Source organism: Paenibacillus sp. FSL K6-2524 (genome assembly GCF_038005525.1).
GTDB classification, from domain to species: domain Bacteria; phylum Bacillota; class Bacilli; order Paenibacillales; family Paenibacillaceae; genus Fontibacillus; species Fontibacillus anaericanus.
Window position 1 is genome coordinate 4275494 of the sequence record NZ_JBBOSP010000001.1, and the last position, 19534, is coordinate 4295027.

The following is a 19534-nucleotide window of genomic DNA, read 5'->3' on the forward strand; positions in this document are numbered from 1 at the left end:
AAAAAACACCCTCGGGCGTCAATTCCGAAATTACACGGAACTGACACTCGGGGTGTTTCAATCAGAGCATACAGATAACAGATACTCCTATCGATTACGAAGTGCAAGAAGCACTTCCTCCATATCGTCAGGAAGCGGTGCAGTAAATTCCAAGTACTGCTCACTTGAAGGATGAACAAAACCGAGAACTGCAGCATGCAATGCTTGTCCATTCATCTTAATACCTTTACTCCGACCATATAACGGATCACCTACAATCGGGTGACCGATAAACTTCATGTGAACACGAATTTGATGTGTTCTGCCTGTCTCGAGCTTCAGTTCTAACAGTGTATAATCTCCAAATCGCTCTACAACCTGAAAATGTGTGACTGCTTCCTTGCTGTTGCGGTCAATTACTGTATACATTTTGCGATCATGTGGATCCCGGCCAATTGGGGCATCAACAGTTCCCTGATCATGACTCAAATTACCGTGAACAAGCGCAAAATACTTTCGAGTTACCGAGTGCTCTTTAAGCTGAGCAGCAAGTGATGCATGTGCTTTATCATTCTTAGCAGCCATGATCAAACCAGAAGTATCCTTATCGATGCGATGAACAATGCCAGGGCGTAATTCTCCATTAATGCCAGAGAGATCTTGACAGTGATACATCAAAGCATTCACAAGCGTGCCCGACGGATGTCCTGGAGCAGGATGGACGACCATACCGCGTTCCTTGTTGATCACAATTACATCTTTATCTTCGAAATAAACATCTAGTGGAATATGCTCAGGAACAATTTCTGTATATTCTGGTGCAGGTATAATCAATGTTACCAAATCACCTTCGGCCACTTTATGGTTCACTTTGACTTGCGCACCATTGACTGTGATATCTCCGTTTTGAATCCATAGCTGGATTTGACTACGTGACATATCTTCGCCTAGCAGCGCCTTAACATATTTATCAATCCGCTCCTTGGCTGATGCAGTCTCTACCTTCCACTCCATCATTCCACTTTCCGTATCAGCAAAGGTTTTGTTATCGTTCATACGTTCTCCTCTTGTTGTTCTTGTCCTGAAAGTGCAGCTTGTTTCTCTCTGCGCATTTCAAGCAATGAATCTAGTACAATCAACACAGCTCCTACAACAATGCCGGAGTCCGCCACGTTAAATATCGGAAACGTATAGCTCCCGAAATTAAGCTGAAGAAAATCAACTACTTCCCCAGTTACTGCGCGATCCAGAAAGTTCCCGAGTGCTCCGCCCAAAACAAGCGAAAGTGCTAAAGGGAGTATTTTGTTTGGAGTGTGCTTCACTTTTTGTAAAAACCAAATAATCCCTACTACAACAACAGTTGTTATTAAAATAAAAAACACCCGACGGCCCTCTAATATGCCAAATGCCGCGCCACTGTTGCGATGAGATGTGATGAGGAAGAAGTCGCCAATAACCGGGATTTGTTCTCCCAAAGTCATTCTAGTTGCGATCAAATACTTCGTTCCTTGGTCAATAAGAAAAACAATCAATGCGATTAGATAGTATACCACGCAGTAAGTCACCTCGTTTTTCGTCTTCCTGCCAACATCTGAGGCAGAATTAACCACATATACGCCTTGTATATTGTAGCACAGCGGGAATTAACCCGTCCATGCACGAAAGGATTTTCCTTAGGTAAAACGTCATGCTTTTGCGCAAAATATCATCATGACGAAATACCCAACATCGTTATTACGAAAGGAGCACCTCATGACCCATCTGACGAAGCAACAGTTAACTGAACTTACGTCAAAGCTCCAAGCCGATCAAGATTCCCTTATCCAGCATCTGGAACACAATGATCATTACGGAATAGGACGATCTATGCGTGACAATACAAGCGAGTTCAGCTCGCTTGACAATCATCCCGCCGATATTGGAACAGAGCTTTTTGAGCGCGAAAAAGATTTAGCACTCTGTGATCATGATGAACTACAATTGACCCGTATTGAGGACGCACTGGAGCGAATCGCCACGGGCGAATATGGAGTATGTGCAAACTGCGGCAAGCCCATTAGCTTTGATCGACTGAGCGCCATTCCAGAGACTGCATATTGTAAAGAGCACAGCCCTCAGCAATATGTCTCACACGATCGACCTGTGGAAGAGGAAGTACTCTCCCCACCTTTCGGTCGAACCAGTTTGGACGAATTCGAGAATCCAGGGTTTGACGGCGAAGATGCATGGCAAATTGTAGAGGGCTTTGGTTCTTCCGATTCGCCTGCATACGCCGAAGACTCCAATGTTGACAGCTATAGCGATATTGGAATCGAAGCAGCCAGCGAGCTGGATGGATTTGTCGAACCTTATGAAAGCTATGTTGCTACAGATATTTATGGGCAAAATGTTTTCTTTTATCGCAATGGACAATACCATGAATTAATGAGTTCTACAGAACGTCAGGACAGTGAAGATTCTTTGGGAACTGGGCCTAATACGTATTAAGATCCAACTGCCTTTGAACTATACGAACGATGTCTGCAATATAGTCACCAATTATAGGAAGATTAAGCGCCCCAAGCAACTGCAGAACATAAATGATGGTCGCCGCAAAAAAAGTAAACCCTATTGCGATCCCCACTCCCTTGGCTACTCCCGAGAGAATATTCAGCCAAATGAGGCGCCATGGACGATTGAGCAGTTCAGTATATTCCGCAATACGTGATCGCTCAAGTTTTTGGATCCATGTCAGGGTCAATTGGTATAGCGCACTCATTTGTTCTTCTGGTGTTCCGGGGATCTTGTCCTTTGCTTGTTCTGGATTGTCAGTTGGGCCCACAGTTTCAGACGTCTTTCCATTACGATGAATCATCCATTAATCCCATCCTCTTTTTATACAGAGCCTTTATACTGCCAAAATACAAACGAGCCTGGCCCCCCTTATTTCCAAGGGAATTACGCCATAGCTCGTTTGTTTTTGGTTTATTCTAGTATGACCTTTAAAAGTTATCGCCATTCAAATTTAAGCTTCGATGTAAACACCGATTTTCTTCGAACCCAGGTCGATTATCTCTCCAGCGCCTTCACATTTGCCAAAGACTAAATCCGTAACCAGAACGTTATCACGCAGAACATTTTCAAAAGCAGTAATAGCTTCTTTTAGCTCATCGTCTACATCCAAGCACAGACGTACTCTCTTTTCGATTGGTAAATCCAGTTTTTTACGTGTATCCTGAACCGCACGAACAACCTCACGAACCCAGCCTTCTTGTTCTAGTTCTGGTGTAATATCGCTGTTAAGTGCAACAGTAATACCATAACCTGAAGCCGATGCGAATCCTGGTTTAGCTTGTTTCTCGATCAAAAGTTCTTCACTCGTAACAACCAACTCTTCACCTTCAGGTGAAGTCACAGTAAACTGTCCATTTTCAACTATTTGAGCGGTTTCCTCAGCTGAGAGTCCCTTCATGTAACCTTGTAAAAAGCCGACATTCTTACCGTATTTTTTACCAGCTACTTTAAGGTTTAACTTCAGTGTGAAATCTACAAATCCACTGTCGCTAGTCTCGATATCAATAGCTTTGACGTTGATCTCATCCTTGATGATCTCTTCATATTCAGCCACGGCGAAATCACGATTCATGGATACAACTAGACTTGATAATGGTTGACGAGTCTTGATCCCAATTTCGTTACGAACGTTACGGGCAAGCTCAACAATTTGACGCGCACTTTCCATATCTCTTTCAAGTTCTAGATCAATCAGCGATTCATCCGCTTTAGGATAATCTTCAAAATGCACACTTTCTCCATTACTTAGGTTCGTATAGATCTCCTCAGACAGCAGTGGTGTATATGGAGCCATCAGCTTGGACAATGTCAGTAACACCGAAGTTAGTGTCCCATAGGCGGACAATTTATCCTCACCAAGACCACTACCCCAGAAACGGTCACGTGACCGACGGATATACCAATTACTTAACTCATCAATGAAACCTTCGATCGCTTTAGCCGCATTGAGGAAATCATTCACTTCAAGGCCTTTATTTACGTTTTGAATTAGGCTATTCAAGCGAGATAGAATCCAGCGATCTAGCTTACTATCAGACGGTTGATAAGCATGCTCTTCAGGTTTGTATCCATCAATCGATGCATACAAAGTTAGGAAAGCATGGGTATTTACAAGCGTGTCCACAACTTTAGATTTAGCCTCAGCTACAATACCTTTGGAGAAACGTTTACTGTTCCATGGTGCGCTGTCCGCTAACAAAGCCCAACGGAATGCATCTGTACCAAATTCGTTAATGATCTCCCACGGACTGATAACATTACCTTTGGATTTGGACATTTTTTGTCCACTTTCATCCAAGATATGCCCCGTAGAAATAACTGCCTTGTAAGGCGCTTTACCATTATACAGTGTGGATACAGCCAGCAAGCTGTAGAACCAGCCACGCGTCTGATCAATCCCTTCACAGATCATATCCGCCGGATACTGATCCTCGAATGCCGCTTCGTTCTCAAAAGGATAATGATGTTGAGCAAAAGGCATGGAGCCGCTGTCGAACCATACATCAATCACTTCAGGTGTCCGCGTCATCACTCCGTCTTCGCAGAATGGTGATTTCAGCTTGATAGCATCAACATATGGCTTGTGAAGTTCAATATCTTCCGGCACATTCCCAATCGCACGTTCGCGCAGATCAGCAATGCTGCTTGGAGCATATTCTTTCCCCGTCTTATCGCAAACCCAGACATTAAGCGGTGTACCCCAATAGCGGTTACGGCTGATGTTCCAATCCACTAGATCCTCAAGGAATTTACCAAAGCGACCTTCACGAATATGTCCAGGATACCAGTCAACTGAATTATTGTTAGCAATTAATTGATCCTTCACGGCTGTTGTCTTAATAAACCAACTCTCAGTTGCATAATATAGCAGTGGAGTTTTACAACGCCAGCAGAACGGATAACTATGCTCGTATTTCTCTTTGCTGTACAGTAGTCCACGGTCAGCCAGCATTTTTACGATATCTATATCACAATCTTTAACGAATTTACCAGCTAGATCACTCACGATATCCTCGTAGCGCCCTTGAAGATTAACAACATTCATAAATTCAATTCCGTTTTCGCGGCAAGTCTTATAGTCATCCTCACCATGAGCTGGTGCTATATGAACAATACCCGTACCGCTTGAATCCGTTACAAAATCAGCAGCCACAATCACAAGTCCATTCTCAGGCTTGATGTAATCAAATGGAGCTGTATAAGTTTTCCCTACTAGTTCGGATCCTTTAAGCTGCGATAGCACCTCATAATCGCCCTTAAGCACACTCTGGGCTAGATTCTCAGCGACAATATAGATGCCATCTTCCTGCTTCACCCGAACATAGGTTAGCGCGGGATTAACTGCCAAAGCACAATGTCCTGGAAGGGTCCAAGGTGTAGTTGTCCAAGCTAACACATAGTCCCCGCTATCGTGAAGCTTGAATTTAGCTGTTGCACTTAGATCCTTAACATCCTCATAGCCCTGAGCAACCTCATGAGAGCTAAGTGTCGTCTCACAACTTGGACAGTAAGGACTAACTCGATGTCCGCGGTAGAGTAAACCCTTGCCATGAATCGTTGATAACAAGTGCCACACAGTCTCAACATAGCTATTCTTCATCGTGATGTATGGATCATCCAGATCTGTCCAATAACCGATGGCTTCAGTCAGCTCTCGCCATTGCTTCTCATATTCAAATACACTAGCCTTACACTTCTCAATAAATTTCTCTACACCGTAAGTCTCAATTTCATGCTTACCCGAAATCCCAAGTTGCTTCTCTACACCCAGTTCAACTGGCAATCCATGTGTATCCCAGCCCGCTTTACGGACGACTCTGTAGCCATTCATCGTTTGATAGCGACCGATAAAGTCCTTGATTACCCGTCCCAGTACGTGTCCGATATGCGGAGCACCATTTGCAGTCGGAGGTCCCTCATAAAAAACATAATTAGGGCGACCCACACGATTTTCAATGCTACGTTTAAACGTATTCTCCGTGTTCCATTTCTCAAGTATACGCATATCGCGTTGTCTTACAGGTTCTTTAACATCGACTTTTTTCATTTCAACCAACTTCCTTCCATTTTAAAAATTTAAATAATCAAAAAACAACAAAAAAAGCCTCATCCCAAAAGGGACGAGACTTTAGCTCGCGTTACCACCCTTGTTTCATATCATCTCTGACCTCTCTTATAGATAGGCAGAGTAATATGACACTCTGATCCCATACGCTTCATATGGGGCCGGTATAACGGCCGGCAGCCGACAAAACTTACGCTTTCCAAAGGAAATTCAGCTTTGTTTCTCCGGGAGGATATTCCGTCTGCGCCTTGAACATTGGCTTTCAGCATCATGCCAACTCTCTGCGGAACAAAATCGCAACGTACTGGTTCCCATCATCAAATACATATACGTATATTTAATCTGGTATTAGTTATAACTTATTATGCATATCATGTCAACCATGAGAGAGATCTAGTAAATTTCTCTTACTTCACGATTCTGATCGGTATCATGAACACGATCACGTTCACGGTCTCTTTCACGATCCCGATCACGTTCTTCAAGCGACTCCCAGCCATCATGGCTTAGCAAATCTAATTGAGCTTCGATTAAAGTCCGGAAGCGGGCCCGATAAATAGACGCCTGTTTCTTAAGCTCTTCCATTTCTATCGAGACTTTACGCGACTTGGAGAGCGATTCATTCACGATCCGGTCAGCATTCTTCTCCGCTTCCTTCACGATCAACTGAGCTTCCTTCTTCGCATTATTCCGTACTTCATCCGCGGCCTCCTGGGCCACGATAATCGTCTTACTGAGTGTTTCCTCAATGTTAGAGAAATGATTCAACTTATCTTGCATGGACATCAACTGGTTTTGAAATTCCTTATTCTCCCGAATTACGATCTCATAATCTTTGATTATTTGATCAAGAAATTCGTTAACTTCATCTTCGTCGTATCCGCGAATACGTCTAGAAAACTCCTTATTATGTATATCCAGCGGCGTTAATGGCATTGACCCGCACCTCCTATAGATTTCGAAACATCCCTTAGGGAAGAGTATGATGTCTTCGGTACATATTTTGTAGTTAAATTCGACAGGAATCCGCGAATTCCTGCCAAACTTTCACACAAATTTACCGATGCTGACACGATGTCTTCCTTTTTTGGTTATTCCGTCTATCTCAATGACTTTGAATCTGCCGAAACCTTGTAGTGCCACGACATCGCCAGCCTTCAGAGATTTAGAAGGATCTTCCTCCGTCTTCCAGTTCACTCTGCACCGTCCTGCCTTAATCGGAACTAGCACTTTACTCCGGCTCAAACGAAATACATCACTTACAATCCCATCCAAACGTAAAGAAGCCACCGTTAAATCCAGCGGCTGGAGCGTAGACTCTGTCGTTCTCAGTGCTTCAAGTTCTAATATATCGGTCATGACACCGATTCGATGTACTTGATGCAGGTTCAAATGCAAAAACGATGTAATCTCTTCCGCCACGACAACATGGCATCCGTCCTCTCGAACATGAATATCACCGATTTTGTCCCGTTTGAGCCCTAAGCCGAGGATAGCGCCCAAATAATCTCCATGCTGAAGGGAAATAAACTTCTGATCCCCTGAAGTTATGCTAAGTACTTTCATGCCCATTGGTTCGCTAGCGATATCCCGATAATCCGGGGCAATCAAAGCACGCCGTCTCTCAGCACCTTCATACCCACCATCTAAGCGAAATACTACATCCAAATGGCGATTCGCCAACGTTTCCAAAATGTAACTTTGCCGCGGATCGAGGAAATCACTCCGCTTAACCTCGTGATATTCCCCGGCATTCCTAACCCATTCCCATGCCTTATCAGCAAATGGACGTTCTTCCGGACGAAAATGCTCATATATATCAAAATTCATACGAAATAAAGGATCAGACTCACCAGACCGTACCGGGCTAAACGAAGTACATAAAGTGCCACGATAGGAGAAATGTCAATCGTCCCCATAATAGGTGGAATAAAACGCCGGAACGGTGCTAAATATGGTTCTACTAGTTTGCCAAGTAATTCGCCAATAAAGCTCTCACGAGCATTAGGAAGCCAAGACATTAAAATATACGCTAAAATCATATAGAAATAAATATTGTACAGCAAATTAACCAAACTAATAATAGTAAATGCCAAGATGTCTTCACCTCATTCTGTTGTAATCTGGATCCTCTGTCAGTATCTCTGTGATGGCTCCTTGGATTTCTACTGTATCTGGCGTACAGAGAAAGATATTTCCACCAATTTTCGAAATACTTCCGCTTAATGCATATATCGTACCACTTAAAAAATCGATTATACGCATAGCTTGATCATTTCGCACCCGCTGTAAATTTACAACAACGGTTCGGTGGGATCGTAAGTGGTCAGCGATTTCCTGTGCTTCATCATAGGAACGTGGTTCATTCAGAATCACTTTAACATTTTTCTGCGAATGAATACTTACCACATTGTTTCCTCTCTGATTCTTACGGGATTCAAAGCTCGGGGTTTCAAAATCTAACTCTTCCTGACCGGAAAATTTCTCGCGCTCCACAATTTCTTCTTCTTCCTGTAGACCCAGAAAGTTCATAAACTTATTCATTACTCCCATTACGTCTCTTCCCCTTTCCCCACTAAAAGAGTCCCGAGGCGCACCCAGGTCGCCCCCTCTTCAATCGCCACTTCAAAATCATCAGACATCCCCATTGATAGTTCCTTCAATGGTTCCTTAGTCAAAGCCTGAGTATTTAGGTCATCCCGAAGTTCCCGTAAGGCTCGAAAAACTGGCCTTGTTAACTCCGGGTCATCTACAATTGGAGCCATAGTCATAAGTCCAATAATCTTTACATGGGATAATTCCGCTGTCTCTTTAAGGAAGGCTGCTGCTTCATGGGGTTGTATCCCTTGTTTGGAAGATTCACCTGATACATTAACTTGAAGAAACGCCAGAACCTTAGTTCCTGTAGTCGCCGCTCTCTTCTCCAGTTCTTTCGCCAGAGAGAGTCGATCAAGCGAATGAATATATTGAAATCTTCCAATGACATCTTTGACTTTGTTACTTTGCAAATGGCCTATATAATGCCATGTTCCTCTGCCGCCAAGTGCCTCCCATTTCGGGACTGCATTCTGTGGACGGTTCTCTCCGATGTGTAAGATCCCTTCATCCAAAACGGATCGCGTTGTATCTAAGGACACATACTTGGTCACAGCAACAATGTTTACCTCTTCCTCGCTGCGCCCACTCCGTTCACATGCTTCTTTGACGCGCTGTCTAATATGCTCTATCCGTTCTTTAAGCGACAAAGAAGGATCACCTCACTTTCATGCCAATCCAGCTCGCCATCCTCCCTGTTATCCCATTCTGTTCACGATATGAGAAGAACTTATCTGGATGACAGCTTGTACACCATGATGTACATTCGATATGAGTCGGCAATATTCCTGCTTCTATCATAATAATTCGATTCAATTCTTTCAAGTTCAACATCGTTCGGTCGTTATTTCGGGAAGCTGTAATCAAATTAGGATTGCTTGTAGCACCTTCAGTTAACGGTATTGCCTCCCCGACCTTGGACATTACAACTTCATCCACCTCATAACAACATTGACCGATAGAAGGACCGATGGCAGTCATAATGTCACTTCTACAACTGTCATATTCAGTTTCCATAGTCTCTATTACAGCTTCAGCTATTCGCCCTACCGTTCCTTTCCACCCAGCATGCGCCAGCCCAACGACATGATGAACCGGATCTAGAAAATAGAGCGGAACGCAATCAGCGTAAAATGAAGTCAACAGAACATCCGGTACATTCGTTACTAAAGCGTCTGTATCCTGAAAAGCACTACTCCGATCTGAGTAGCCCTTACCACGATCACTATCCTTGACAATAGCTACCCTGACACCATGAACTTGTTCTCCACATACCCAAGAATTCGATGAAAAGCCCAGTTCTTCAACAAGCTTTCGTCTGTTCTCCTTAACCATCACTGGGTCATCCCCGACATGATATGCTAAATTCAAACTGTCATAAGGTGAACGACCAATCCCACCACTTCGACCCGTAAAACCAACGCTTAGGCCAGGCAACATGGAATTCCAAGAGTTGAGATCGAACCGCTCGGGTTGTTCTTGTCTAGGGTTCCATATAAACGGTTCCATCATCCATCTCCTCCATACAGATTCTCATCCAAAACTTGTAACCTGTTCCCAGTTTACCACAACATAGGCGACAACGCTTAATTTCGACGTTCTGTTCGTTCTACTCGTTCCGTCCGCTCCGCCCGTCCATCCCTGTCAATATACACGGTATTCTCATATTGCTGCTGGCCAACGCGTGATTCTCTTACCTCATCCATTTTAACTAAGACCACATCCGCACCAATCTTAACAATATTCTTCCATGGGATAATGAGATCGCTCCCTCCCCCAAACAGCCCCATGAATTTAGTATTTACCGGTACAACAATAGCCTCAATCAGGCCTTGTCTGAGATCTAACTCCAAATCACTAATTTGTCCTAGTCGTTTCCCATCGACAACATTGATGACGTCTTTCGTTTGAAAATCAGAAATTTTCATACTACTCTCACCACGCTATCCATATTGACGCGCCCCCATCCTGCTAATCATATTGCCTATATACTATATGTATCGTGTCTCCAAAAAAGAAATGACGGGGTCAACACATCGCTTATTTACTCATAAGAAAAAGGCCCCCGCAGGGACCTTTGTCTTTTCATATTTACGACTTTACATGTTTCTGCATTTGTACAATGGCGGATTTCTCAAGTCGAGAGACTTGGGCTTGGGAGATACCGATCTCATCGGCAACCTCCATCTGCGTCTTACCTTCAAAGAAGCGCATCGAAAGAATCATTTTCTCACGGCGATTAAGTCGCTGCATCGCTTCACGAAGTGCTATTTCCTCAATCCAAGATACATCCTTGTTCCTCTCGTCACCAATCTGATCCATAACGTAGATCGGGTCGCCACCATCATGATAAATGGGCTCAAACAAGGAAACTGGATCCTGAATCGCATCTAGAGCAAATACAACATCCTCTTTAGGTATACCTAGCGCTTCAGCGATTTCAGAAACTGTTGGTTCTCGCGAATTTCGGTTCGTTAGGCTGTCCCGCATCTGCAGCGCTTTATAGGCGATGTCACGCAAACTACGAGATACCCTAATTGGGTTATTATCACGCAAATAGCGCCGAATTTCTCCAATGATCATCGGTACTGCATAAGTTGAAAATTTGACATTCTGCGATAAGTCGAAATTATCAATAGCTTTCATGAGTCCGATGCAGCCAACTTGAAACAGGTCGTCCACATACTCCCCTCGATTATTGAAGCGCTGGATGACGCTAAGCACTAATCTGAGGTTACCATTCACTAACTTCTCTCTAGCTGATCTCACGTGGTCCTGTTGCAAGGAGTGGAACAATTCCCGCATTTCCGTATTGTTTAGAACGGGTAATTTGGCGGTATCCACGCCACAAATCTCAACTTTATTTCGGGTCATCGTGTCTTACCTCCCAAGGAGAAACATTAATGATCAGTATCTCCCGGGGTTGCTTTTTTATTCCTGAATTCGAAACAAGAGGAATTCATTTAGACCATCTTATTAAATTCTTTGCGGAGGCGTTTGATAATTCTTTTCTCTAAACGTGAGATATAAGATTGAGAAATACCCAATAGATCTGCGACATCTTTCTGTGTTTTCTCATCTCCATCTACCAGCCCGAATCTGAGTTCCATAATCATCCGTTCCCGTTCACTGAGCTTATCAAGTGCTTTGTGTAGTAATTTACGATCAACTTGTTCCTCAATGTTACGATAGATCGTATCGTTCTCCGTACCAAGTACATCGGATAAAAGTAATTCATTACCGTCCCAATCAATATTCAGCGGCTCATCAAACGAAACTTCGGTACGGATTTTACTATTCCGCCGTAAATACATTAGAATCTCATTCTCTATACAACGGGATGCGTACGTGGCAAGTTTGATCTTCTTTTCTGGATCAAACGTATTCACAGCTTTGATAAGCCCGATAGCCCCGATAGATACCAAATCTTCAATATTAATACCTGTATTCTCAAATTTTCGAGCAATATAAACCACTAGACGCAGATTTCTTTCGATCAGCATTGCCCGGATAGCTGAGTCGCCGGAAGGAAGACGTAATAGTAAAACTTCCTCTTCTTCACGAGTCAATGGAGGGGGGAGTGCTTCGCTTCCACCGATATAATAAATTTCTTCGCTTTTAAGCCCAAATAAAAATAACAACCGGTAGTACTGTAACTGGAGCAACAGTTTCCATTTTACATACATCTTCTCTTTCCTCCCATTTTACGATCCTGCTTCATAAATGAAATCAGAACCCCGCTCTAATTCAGGAGCACGCTCCAAATTCATAGTAGCTGTTGGTGGAGTTATTCCACCCTCCACTCCTTCAATCATCACCGGATGGATAATGGCTTGATACGCCCCCTCGGTTGATAATGCCCCCCCGTCTAAACCAACAAGTAACCGGGTGGATTTGATAATTCGACCTTCTAAATTCACTGAGGCTTCATCCGGTTTCAAAGCAATCATAAACTGCGTACTTTTGTTGATCCCACGGTAGGGTACCAATCTTAACCGATCTCGCCATATAAAAGAGTCCTCTTCCATCCATTCCATGATAAGGTTGTCCGCATGCTCTGCATTCAGCTTGCCCTTCCATGAATCTGGGAGAAACTCTTGCCAGAGTGAGGCTTCCATTATCATCACTGGCAAACGGCTGAGCGGGTCTCGAAGTTGGTTACCCGTGTCAATCAATCCCATACAACCTATCTTTGTCTCGCCAATCCGGACTTCAACTTCCGCAAGGAAAGAAGCCACCCTCTCTACGTTCCGCCTTGAACCAATTACGACTTTAAACCAAATCAATACAACAAAAAATAAGATAAACGTGAATAAGGTACCAATTTTTAATGAAAACCCCAGTCCGCCAGAAGCTGAATACCATATTCCGCTCCAAACTTGCCCTGAGTTTTGTAGCAAATAATGAACGCCCAGAATCCCTCCGGCCGCCACAAAATTAATGATGTAAAATGCCCCCATATTTCGCAAATAGTTTTGCAGACTCCCAAAACCAAATGCGATCCACAGCATAACAACAGAGAATAGAAACTTCACCAGAAAGGTAAATAGGAAGGAAAGTTCCGGCAAAAACATCATTACCACATATAATGCTCCAACTATTGCCGATAGTGAGATTCGCCATATTACCATTCTCTGTTTCCTCATCCAGGCTGTAGCAGCCAACAGGATGGCATCGATAAGTAGATTCATTAAGAAAATCAAATCGATATAAACGATCACATGATTCACCTGCCTGCTCCCTATTAAGCTTCTTTTTACCAGGCTATAAATAATGGACATATGGCGGGGAGACTCTTATCAGTATAAATATATCTATATGTAAAGTCTGTCTAAAATTGAATGAAGAACTGCACTAATTTTGTCGAGGAATGCAAAACAACCTCCAGTCCACTAATCGTGGAATGAAGGTTGTTTGGGAGAGAATTATTATAGTAATTATTCGTTATCGTTACGTGAACGATTGCGGAGAAACGTCGGAATATCCAACTGATCGCCACTAGTCGGACCATTTCCAAATGGCCTAAGACTAGGCGCCGCCGAACGATTATCCTGTGGTTCTGATGCACCAGCAATAGGCTTACGACTTAGAGGTGCTGAAGTCTTTTGCTCAAAGCCAGTCGCAATGACCGTAACTTTGATCTCTTCTTTCAAGCTATCATCAATAATAGCACCAAAGATCATATTAACTTCTGGATCAGATGCAGAAATTACAATCTCTGCTGCCTCATTGACTTCATAGAGTGATAAATTAGAACCACCCGTAATATTCATAATAACTCCACGTGCACCCTCAATAGAAGTTTCAAGAAGTGGGCTCATAATTGCTTTACGAGCTGCTTCAGCAGCACGATTCTCACCGGATGCTACACCAATCCCCATTAGAGCAGAACCGCGTTCAGTCATAATTGTCTTTACATCTGCAAAGTCAAGATTGATTAGACCTGGTACAGCAATCAGGTCAGAGATACCCTGAACAGCTTGTCTCAATACATTATCCGCTTCACGGAAGGCTTCCAACATCGGTGTCTTTTTGTCGACAATCTCTAAGAGCCGATCATTAGGAATAACAATTAGAGTATCAACTTTTTCCTTTAATCCTTCAATCCCTAGCTCAGCTTGAGAAGAACGCTTACGTCCTTCAAATGTAAATGGACGTGTAACAACACCTACGGTAAGTGCTCCACACTCGCGAGCAATCTCCGCGATGACAGGAGCCGCACCTGTACCTGTACCTCCACCCATACCCGCTGTAACAAAAACCATATCCGCACCTTTAAGTGTGCTGGCAATCAGATCGCGAGATTCTTCGGCGGCTTTCTTACCTACATCTGGGTTAGCCCCTGCACCCAGACCACGCGTCAATTTATCACCAATTTGCAGTTTGTGCTCGGATTTAGCCAAATGTAAAGCTTGGGCATCCGTGTTCACAGTGATGAACTCTACTCCCTGCACTCCGTTCTCGATCATTCGGTTTACGGCATTACTACCACCGCCACCAACACCAATCACTTTTATTTGAGCCAAACTTTCCATTTCGAAATCAAATTCCAACATACGCTTCCATCTCCCCCTCGTTATGCATGGATGGCTCGTCCATCATCTTTGAACCATTATATGAATTCACTGAATATATTCTTAAGGCGTTCCATAACACCTGATTTCCGGACGGTTTCTTTTGTCCCAGCAGGCTTATTCCTATTCGCCGGCTTCTTCGGAGCAGCGTTACGGACACGGATATTTTTGATTATTTTGTACAATATTCCTACGCCTCCCGTAAATCCGGGATCACGTACACCAATATAATCAGGCACAGCCACCCGGACAGAAGCGTCTAACTCTTGCTGTGCAATCTTCAGCAAACCTGGCATTGAAACAGTACCTCCCGTAAGGATATAACCTCCAGGGAGTTCATTATAACCAAGTCGCTTCATTTCTTGAGAGATCAACTGGAATATTTCTTGAACTCTAGGTTCAGCTATCGCAGCGAGATCCTCCTGTGTAAATTCCTTGTCCACATTGCTTCCGATTCTCGTCACTTTGAAAGTGACGTCCGCAGCCGCATCTTGCATTGAAGCACAGCCATATTTAAGCTTGACCTTCTCTGCTTGCTCGGTTAAAGTACGGAGTCCGTAGGCAATGTCATTCGTTATAAATTCTCCTCCTATCGGAAGCGTTGATGTCGCTACAATAGTGCCGCTTTCAAACACTGCGATCGTTGTAGAACCTGCGCCAATATCTACTAACGCAGCCCCCATTGTCTTCTCGTCCTTGGATAATGCAAGTTGACCTGCGCCAAGCGATAGAAGAACTAGATCCGAAACCTTAAGTCCAGATTTCTCCACACAGCGGAGCAAATTATGTATCGCTGTCTTAGCTCCAGTAATAATTGTCGCTTCCACTTCCAGACGTACACCAATCATACCCCGAGGATCTTTAATCCCCTCAAGGCCATCTACCACATATTGTTTAGCTACGATGTCTATAATTTCCCGTTCTGGTGGCAGCGCAATCACTTCCGCTGCTTTTAAGACCCGATCGATATCATCTTCCCCGATCTCGCGGTCTTCGTTCTGTACGGCTACAACTCCGTGGCTCGTTAGGAGTCCAATATGATTTCCTGAAATGCCGACATATACTTCCGATATTTGAATACCCACCATACGCTCTGCATGATCCACAGCACTGCGGATTGACTGAACGGTTTGGTCAATATCTACAATCGCACCTTTGCGAATACCTTCCGAGTCGGCAGATCCAACCCCAATAATATTAAAGGTTCCATTACTAATTTCCCCAATAATAGCACGAACTTTGGATGTACCGATGTCCAAACTAACAATGATGTCATTGTTGCTCAAGCCCCTGGCACCTCCTATTTCTCAGTAAAAATATAATATCAAGCAAAATGTACTCTCTACATATTCAACGTCGTTTAACCTTTCCCTCTTTTTTCTACAAATTTTTTACCTTCCAACATTTACATTAGAGTAGATAGAACTATTACTAGAAAGTGTTGTCCTACCTATAACCTACACGCAAAAATCAAAAGAAAAAAGAGAGAGAAAAGAAACGGGTCCATAAATTGTATTTTATCATTATTTTTCACTGATTAGTAGTATCATTTTCTTCTTCATCCTCGCTTCCGGCGGGATTAAATGGCACATATGAATCAGCATCTAACATTTTGAGTGTACCCGGATCTTGTGCTTCCAAGATCATATTCATATATTCTGCTTTACTAGGTAACAATGAAACCGCTGAGATCACCACAAAACGTGACTTCGTATACATTTTGATCCGATCGGGATACGACAATGTAGGTGATGGGGTTATCTCCGATATATCAGAGATTAGTTCATCTGGAATCTGTGCAAGTGCACTGCACAGCTTGGCCAAATTAGGATCATCCCCTTTCCATCCGGTCAGAATCGGTTTATCTATCGGGATGGAACCCTTGCCCAAATCAATCTTTGTTCCATTCGCTAGCAGCCCATTAAGTTGTCCAGTTGAGGTAAGTTCATAGGCAGAAAGACTATATTCTTGTACTACTATTTCGATAGCCCCAGGAAAAGACTTGTCCACCTCTACATTTTGAATTGAAGGGAGTTCAAGTAATTTACTCTGAATTGAGTTAGCGCTGACCCCGAAGAACGCAGTTCCGACTTTCAATTGGCTAGCTTGAAGCAACTCAGCATTCGTTGTATACGAATTGCCTACAAAACTAATCTTCGTAATCTTGCTCAGAGAAGAACGAAAGAAAAGCACGCACAGCAAAGAAAGAAATAATAGGATGAGTATCCCTAGTATTTTCTTGCTACTTTTCTTTTTGGGTTTTAGCTCTTTTAGGATAGGAACATTTGCTTTTGGCATACCATTTCTCCGATACCATTTAAATATATGACAAAGCCTTTATCCCCTCACTCGGAGGGGACAATCAAGGCATTGATCAGGCTAAATCCAATTGTTTCAATATGGGCACTTCCCGATGCACGATGCCACCCAGACATTGGAACATCAATTCAATCCGGTCATATCCGCGGTCAATATGATGAACCTGTTCAACAATCGTTCTTCCCTGTGCGGCCAATCCAGCAATAACGAGTGCAGCCCCTGCTCTCAGATCAGTCGCTTCCACCGTTGCCCCGTATAACCTAGGCACACCGCGAATGAACGCCGAATTCAAGTCCACAGAAATGTCAGCACCCATACGAACTAATTCGTCCACATGCTTGAATCTGCCTTCAAATACTGTCTCCTTCATCAGACTAAATCCGTCAGCCAGAGACAGGAGTACCATGACCTGAGATTGCAAATCGGTAGGAAAAGAAGGATAGGGTGAGGTCACAATAGCCTCTACCGCCTTCGGTCGTCCAACGCTACTTACAGTTATTATATCATTACATGCCCTGATTTGAACACCGACGCGCCGTAGTACATGAAGCAGCGAGATCAAATGCGAGGGATTACAATGGGATAGCGTGACTGTTCCTCTAGTAGCAGCTGCTGCGATTAACGCAGTTCCGGCCACAATTCGATCGGGAATGATTTCGTATTGACAAGAATATAATCGCTTAACTCCCCGGATCGTAATCGTGTCCGTTCCTCCACCCATGATGCTGGCACCCATAGAATTCAGAAAGTTTTGCAAGTCCTGAATTTCTGGTTCACGAGCAGCATTGGTAATTACAGTGTTCCCTTCAGCTAGTGCCGCTGCCATCATAATGTTCTCAGTGGCCCCTACACTTGGGTAATCCAAATGAATGTCGCTACCTATCAGTTTGCTAGCTCTACACCAGATTTGATCATTTCTCTCTTCAACACTCGCACCTAGCGCCTGTAACCCTCTTAAATGTAGATCAATCTTTCGTTCTCCAATTGCACAGCCACCCGGTTGGTAGATGCACACCTCACCGAACTTGGCCAGTAGAGGTCCCATAAGAAAGATGGATGATCGCATTTGTTTCATCAAATCTTCCGGCACATGATAGGAATCGGTGGAGCCCGCATCAATTATCACCGTATCGCCATTGTGTGACGCTTTGCAGCCCAAGCGGCTCAGTATGCCCAGCATAACTTCAATATCCAGCAGACGTGGAACATTTCTAAGCTCCACATTGCCTTCGGACAGCAAGCTGGCTGCTAGAATCGGCAGTGCGGCATTTTTCGCTCCATGGATACGAATGGATCCTGATAGGGGTCTCCCACCTTCAATCACCAATTTGTCCAATGTATCACCTCCGAGTTTACCGTTCACCCACGAAGAAGACCTCCGGCACCAGTGCAATTTGAAACTTCGAAGCGATGGTGTCCTTGATTTGCTCCATGAGCGTAAGAACGTCCTCTGCTGTCGCTTGCCCAGTATTGACGATGAAATTAGCATGCAAATTGGAGACTTCAGCTCCGCCGATTCTATGACCTTTAAGACCGGCCGCCTCGATCAGTCTTGCTGCATGATCTCCTTGCGGATTACGGAAGACGCTTCCAGCGCAAGGTTGCTTCAAAGGCTGCGTCTTACGACGTCTATCCTTGAACGCTGCCATAGCTGCCCCAATCTCTAGTCTCTCTCCTTTGTCGAGTGAGAATGAAGCCCTTGTCACAATGCAACGCCTTTCGTGCAGGATAGAATGACGATAAGAAAAGTCCATATCCTCCGCAGTATAAGTTGCCAATTCACCGTTCTCCAGAACAATTTCAGCGGATTTGAATATACGTGACACATCGGACCCATGAGCTCCAGCATTCATATATACGGCACCACCGACGGTGCCAGGAATACCTCCGGCATACTCCAGACCAGTCAATCCTTGTTTTCCCGCCATAATACTTAACCTGACAAATGAAGCACCACCACCAGCCACGACTTCGTTATCGGAGAATCGAATTTCTTCCAATTCTCCACTCAGTCTTATCACAGCTCCGCGGACTCCCTTATCAGATACAAGCATATTTGAGCCTTTTCCGACGATCAACCAAGGAATCTGCCCTTCATAGAGCTGAGTAATAAGACACGCTAGCTGTTGGTTGTTCTCGGGAACGATCATAGCGTCAGCGGGGCCACCTATTTTCCAAGTTGTATACTTAGACATAGGCTCGTTTGGTATTACAGTCCCCACTTCTTGCTCTGATAATTTCGATATCCACTGCTGCATCGCAATATTCCTCCTTGACTAAAGTGCCGGGAAAATCTCTTTGGCATAGCACCCTCTTAATTCCAGTTATACTTGAAATTCCGCCAGGCGTCCGGGTCCACGGAGAGAGGTGTGAAGGAGCAGAACCTTCTTCTTCATCCCCGTATGGATTGTCACGATTTATAGAGTATCTTATGCCCTCCTCACGGAGA

General features: G+C 43.9%; 20 protein-coding genes and 1 other annotated feature. Of the genes, 1 reads left to right on the top strand and 19 read right to left on the bottom strand.

The annotated features are described in order from the left end of the window. Window positions 1–87: 87 nt before the first annotated feature. Both NST85_RS19720 and lspA read right to left on the bottom strand, forming a co-directional pair. Window positions 88–996, bottom strand: a complete 909-nt coding sequence (locus tag NST85_RS19720; RefSeq protein WP_370877672.1) for an RluA family pseudouridine synthase — start codon at window positions 994–996, stop codon at window positions 88–90. 35 nt (window positions 997–1031) lie between these two features. Continuing rightward, window positions 1032–1532, bottom strand: a complete 501-nt coding sequence (gene lspA, locus NST85_RS19725; RefSeq protein WP_127191109.1) for a signal peptidase II — start codon at window positions 1530–1532, stop codon at window positions 1032–1034. Window positions 1533–1689: 157 nt separating this feature from the next. Between lspA and NST85_RS19730 the strand changes: the two genes are divergently transcribed. Next, window positions 1690–2466, top strand: coding sequence for a TraR/DksA C4-type zinc finger protein (locus tag NST85_RS19730; RefSeq protein WP_341190163.1), 777 nt, complete (start codon window positions 1690–1692; stop codon window positions 2464–2466). Here NST85_RS19730 and NST85_RS19735 read toward each other — a convergent pair. The 17 genes from NST85_RS19735 to murB form a co-directional block, all read right to left on the bottom strand. After that, window positions 2453–2833 carry a DUF5665 domain-containing protein gene (locus NST85_RS19735; protein WP_246053989.1) on the bottom strand — a complete coding sequence of 127 codons (381 nt, stop codon included), beginning with the start codon at window positions 2831–2833 and terminating at the stop codon, window positions 2453–2455. The genes NST85_RS19730 and NST85_RS19735 overlap by 14 nt on opposite strands. Before the next feature lie 150 nt (window positions 2834–2983). Further along, a complete protein-coding gene (ileS, locus tag NST85_RS19740; RefSeq protein ID WP_127191111.1) occupies window positions 2984–6079 on the bottom strand; it encodes an isoleucine--tRNA ligase in 3096 nt (1031 codons plus the stop codon). 66 nt (window positions 6080–6145) lie between these two features. Further along, window positions 6146–6424 (bottom strand) — a binding site (T-box leader). Window positions 6425–6490: 66 nt separating this feature from the next. Further along, on the bottom strand, window positions 6491–7033 hold the full coding sequence (locus tag NST85_RS19745) for a DivIVA domain-containing protein (protein ID WP_127191112.1): 543 nt from the start codon (window positions 7031–7033) through the stop codon (window positions 6491–6493). Window positions 7034–7144: 111 nt separating this feature from the next. Continuing rightward, window positions 7145–7927: a YlmH family RNA-binding protein gene (locus NST85_RS19750; protein WP_127191113.1), complete on the bottom strand. Its 783-nt coding sequence runs from the start codon at window positions 7925–7927 to the stop codon at window positions 7145–7147. Further along, window positions 7924–8193, bottom strand: a complete 270-nt coding sequence (locus tag NST85_RS19755) for a YggT family protein (RefSeq protein WP_127191114.1) — start codon at window positions 8191–8193, stop codon at window positions 7924–7926. The genes NST85_RS19750 and NST85_RS19755 overlap by 4 nt, the downstream gene beginning before the upstream one ends. A gap of 7 nt (window positions 8194–8200) precedes the next feature. Beyond that, window positions 8201–8650, bottom strand: coding sequence for a cell division protein SepF (locus tag NST85_RS19760; protein ID WP_127191115.1), 450 nt, complete (start codon window positions 8648–8650; stop codon window positions 8201–8203). Continuing rightward, entirely contained in the window at window positions 8650–9342 is a 693-nt protein-coding gene (locus tag NST85_RS19765) for a YggS family pyridoxal phosphate-dependent enzyme (protein ID WP_341190164.1), read from the bottom strand. The genes NST85_RS19760 and NST85_RS19765 overlap by 1 nt, the downstream gene beginning before the upstream one ends. Window positions 9343–9349: 7 nt before the next feature. Further along, the gene (gene pgeF / locus NST85_RS19770; RefSeq protein ID WP_127191182.1) at window positions 9350–10201 is read right to left on the bottom strand and encodes a peptidoglycan editing factor PgeF; all 852 of its coding nucleotides are present in this window, start codon (window positions 10199–10201) and stop codon (window positions 9350–9352) included. A gap of 77 nt (window positions 10202–10278) precedes the next feature. Next, window positions 10279–10620: a YlmC/YmxH family sporulation protein gene (locus NST85_RS19775; protein WP_341190165.1), complete on the bottom strand. Its 342-nt coding sequence runs from the start codon at window positions 10618–10620 to the stop codon at window positions 10279–10281. Window positions 10621–10783: 163 nt separating this feature from the next. Then, window positions 10784–11566: an RNA polymerase sporulation sigma factor SigG gene (gene sigG, locus NST85_RS19780; protein WP_127191118.1), complete on the bottom strand. Its 783-nt coding sequence runs from the start codon at window positions 11564–11566 to the stop codon at window positions 10784–10786. 89 nt (window positions 11567–11655) lie between these two features. After that, window positions 11656–12378: an RNA polymerase sporulation sigma factor SigE gene (gene sigE, locus NST85_RS19785; RefSeq protein ID WP_127191119.1), complete on the bottom strand. Its 723-nt coding sequence runs from the start codon at window positions 12376–12378 to the stop codon at window positions 11656–11658. Window positions 12379–12396: 18 nt separating this feature from the next. Further along, window positions 12397–13413 (bottom strand): sigma-E processing peptidase SpoIIGA, encoded by a 1017-nt coding sequence (gene spoIIGA / locus NST85_RS19790; RefSeq protein ID WP_307396659.1) that lies wholly within the window; start codon window positions 13411–13413, stop codon window positions 12397–12399. A gap of 216 nt (window positions 13414–13629) precedes the next feature. Then, window positions 13630–14748, bottom strand: coding sequence for a cell division protein FtsZ (ftsZ, locus tag NST85_RS19795; RefSeq protein WP_127191120.1), 1119 nt, complete (start codon window positions 14746–14748; stop codon window positions 13630–13632). Window positions 14749–14804: 56 nt separating this feature from the next. Continuing rightward, entirely contained in the window at window positions 14805–16052 is a 1248-nt protein-coding gene (gene ftsA, locus NST85_RS19800) for a cell division protein FtsA (protein ID WP_127191121.1), read from the bottom strand. 244 nt (window positions 16053–16296) lie between these two features. Next, complete coding sequence (locus tag NST85_RS19805; RefSeq protein WP_341190166.1) at window positions 16297–17064, bottom strand: cell division protein FtsQ/DivIB; 768 nt, start codon at window positions 17062–17064, stop codon at window positions 16297–16299. A 76-nt stretch (window positions 17065–17140) separates the two neighbouring features. Next, the gene (murA, locus tag NST85_RS19810; protein WP_307396255.1) at window positions 17141–18421 is read right to left on the bottom strand and encodes a UDP-N-acetylglucosamine 1-carboxyvinyltransferase; all 1281 of its coding nucleotides are present in this window, start codon (window positions 18419–18421) and stop codon (window positions 17141–17143) included. Between the two features lie 16 nt (window positions 18422–18437). Beyond that, window positions 18438–19343 (bottom strand): UDP-N-acetylmuramate dehydrogenase, encoded by a 906-nt coding sequence (murB, locus tag NST85_RS19815; protein WP_127191124.1) that lies wholly within the window; start codon window positions 19341–19343, stop codon window positions 18438–18440. Window positions 19344–19534: the final 191 nt, after the last annotated feature.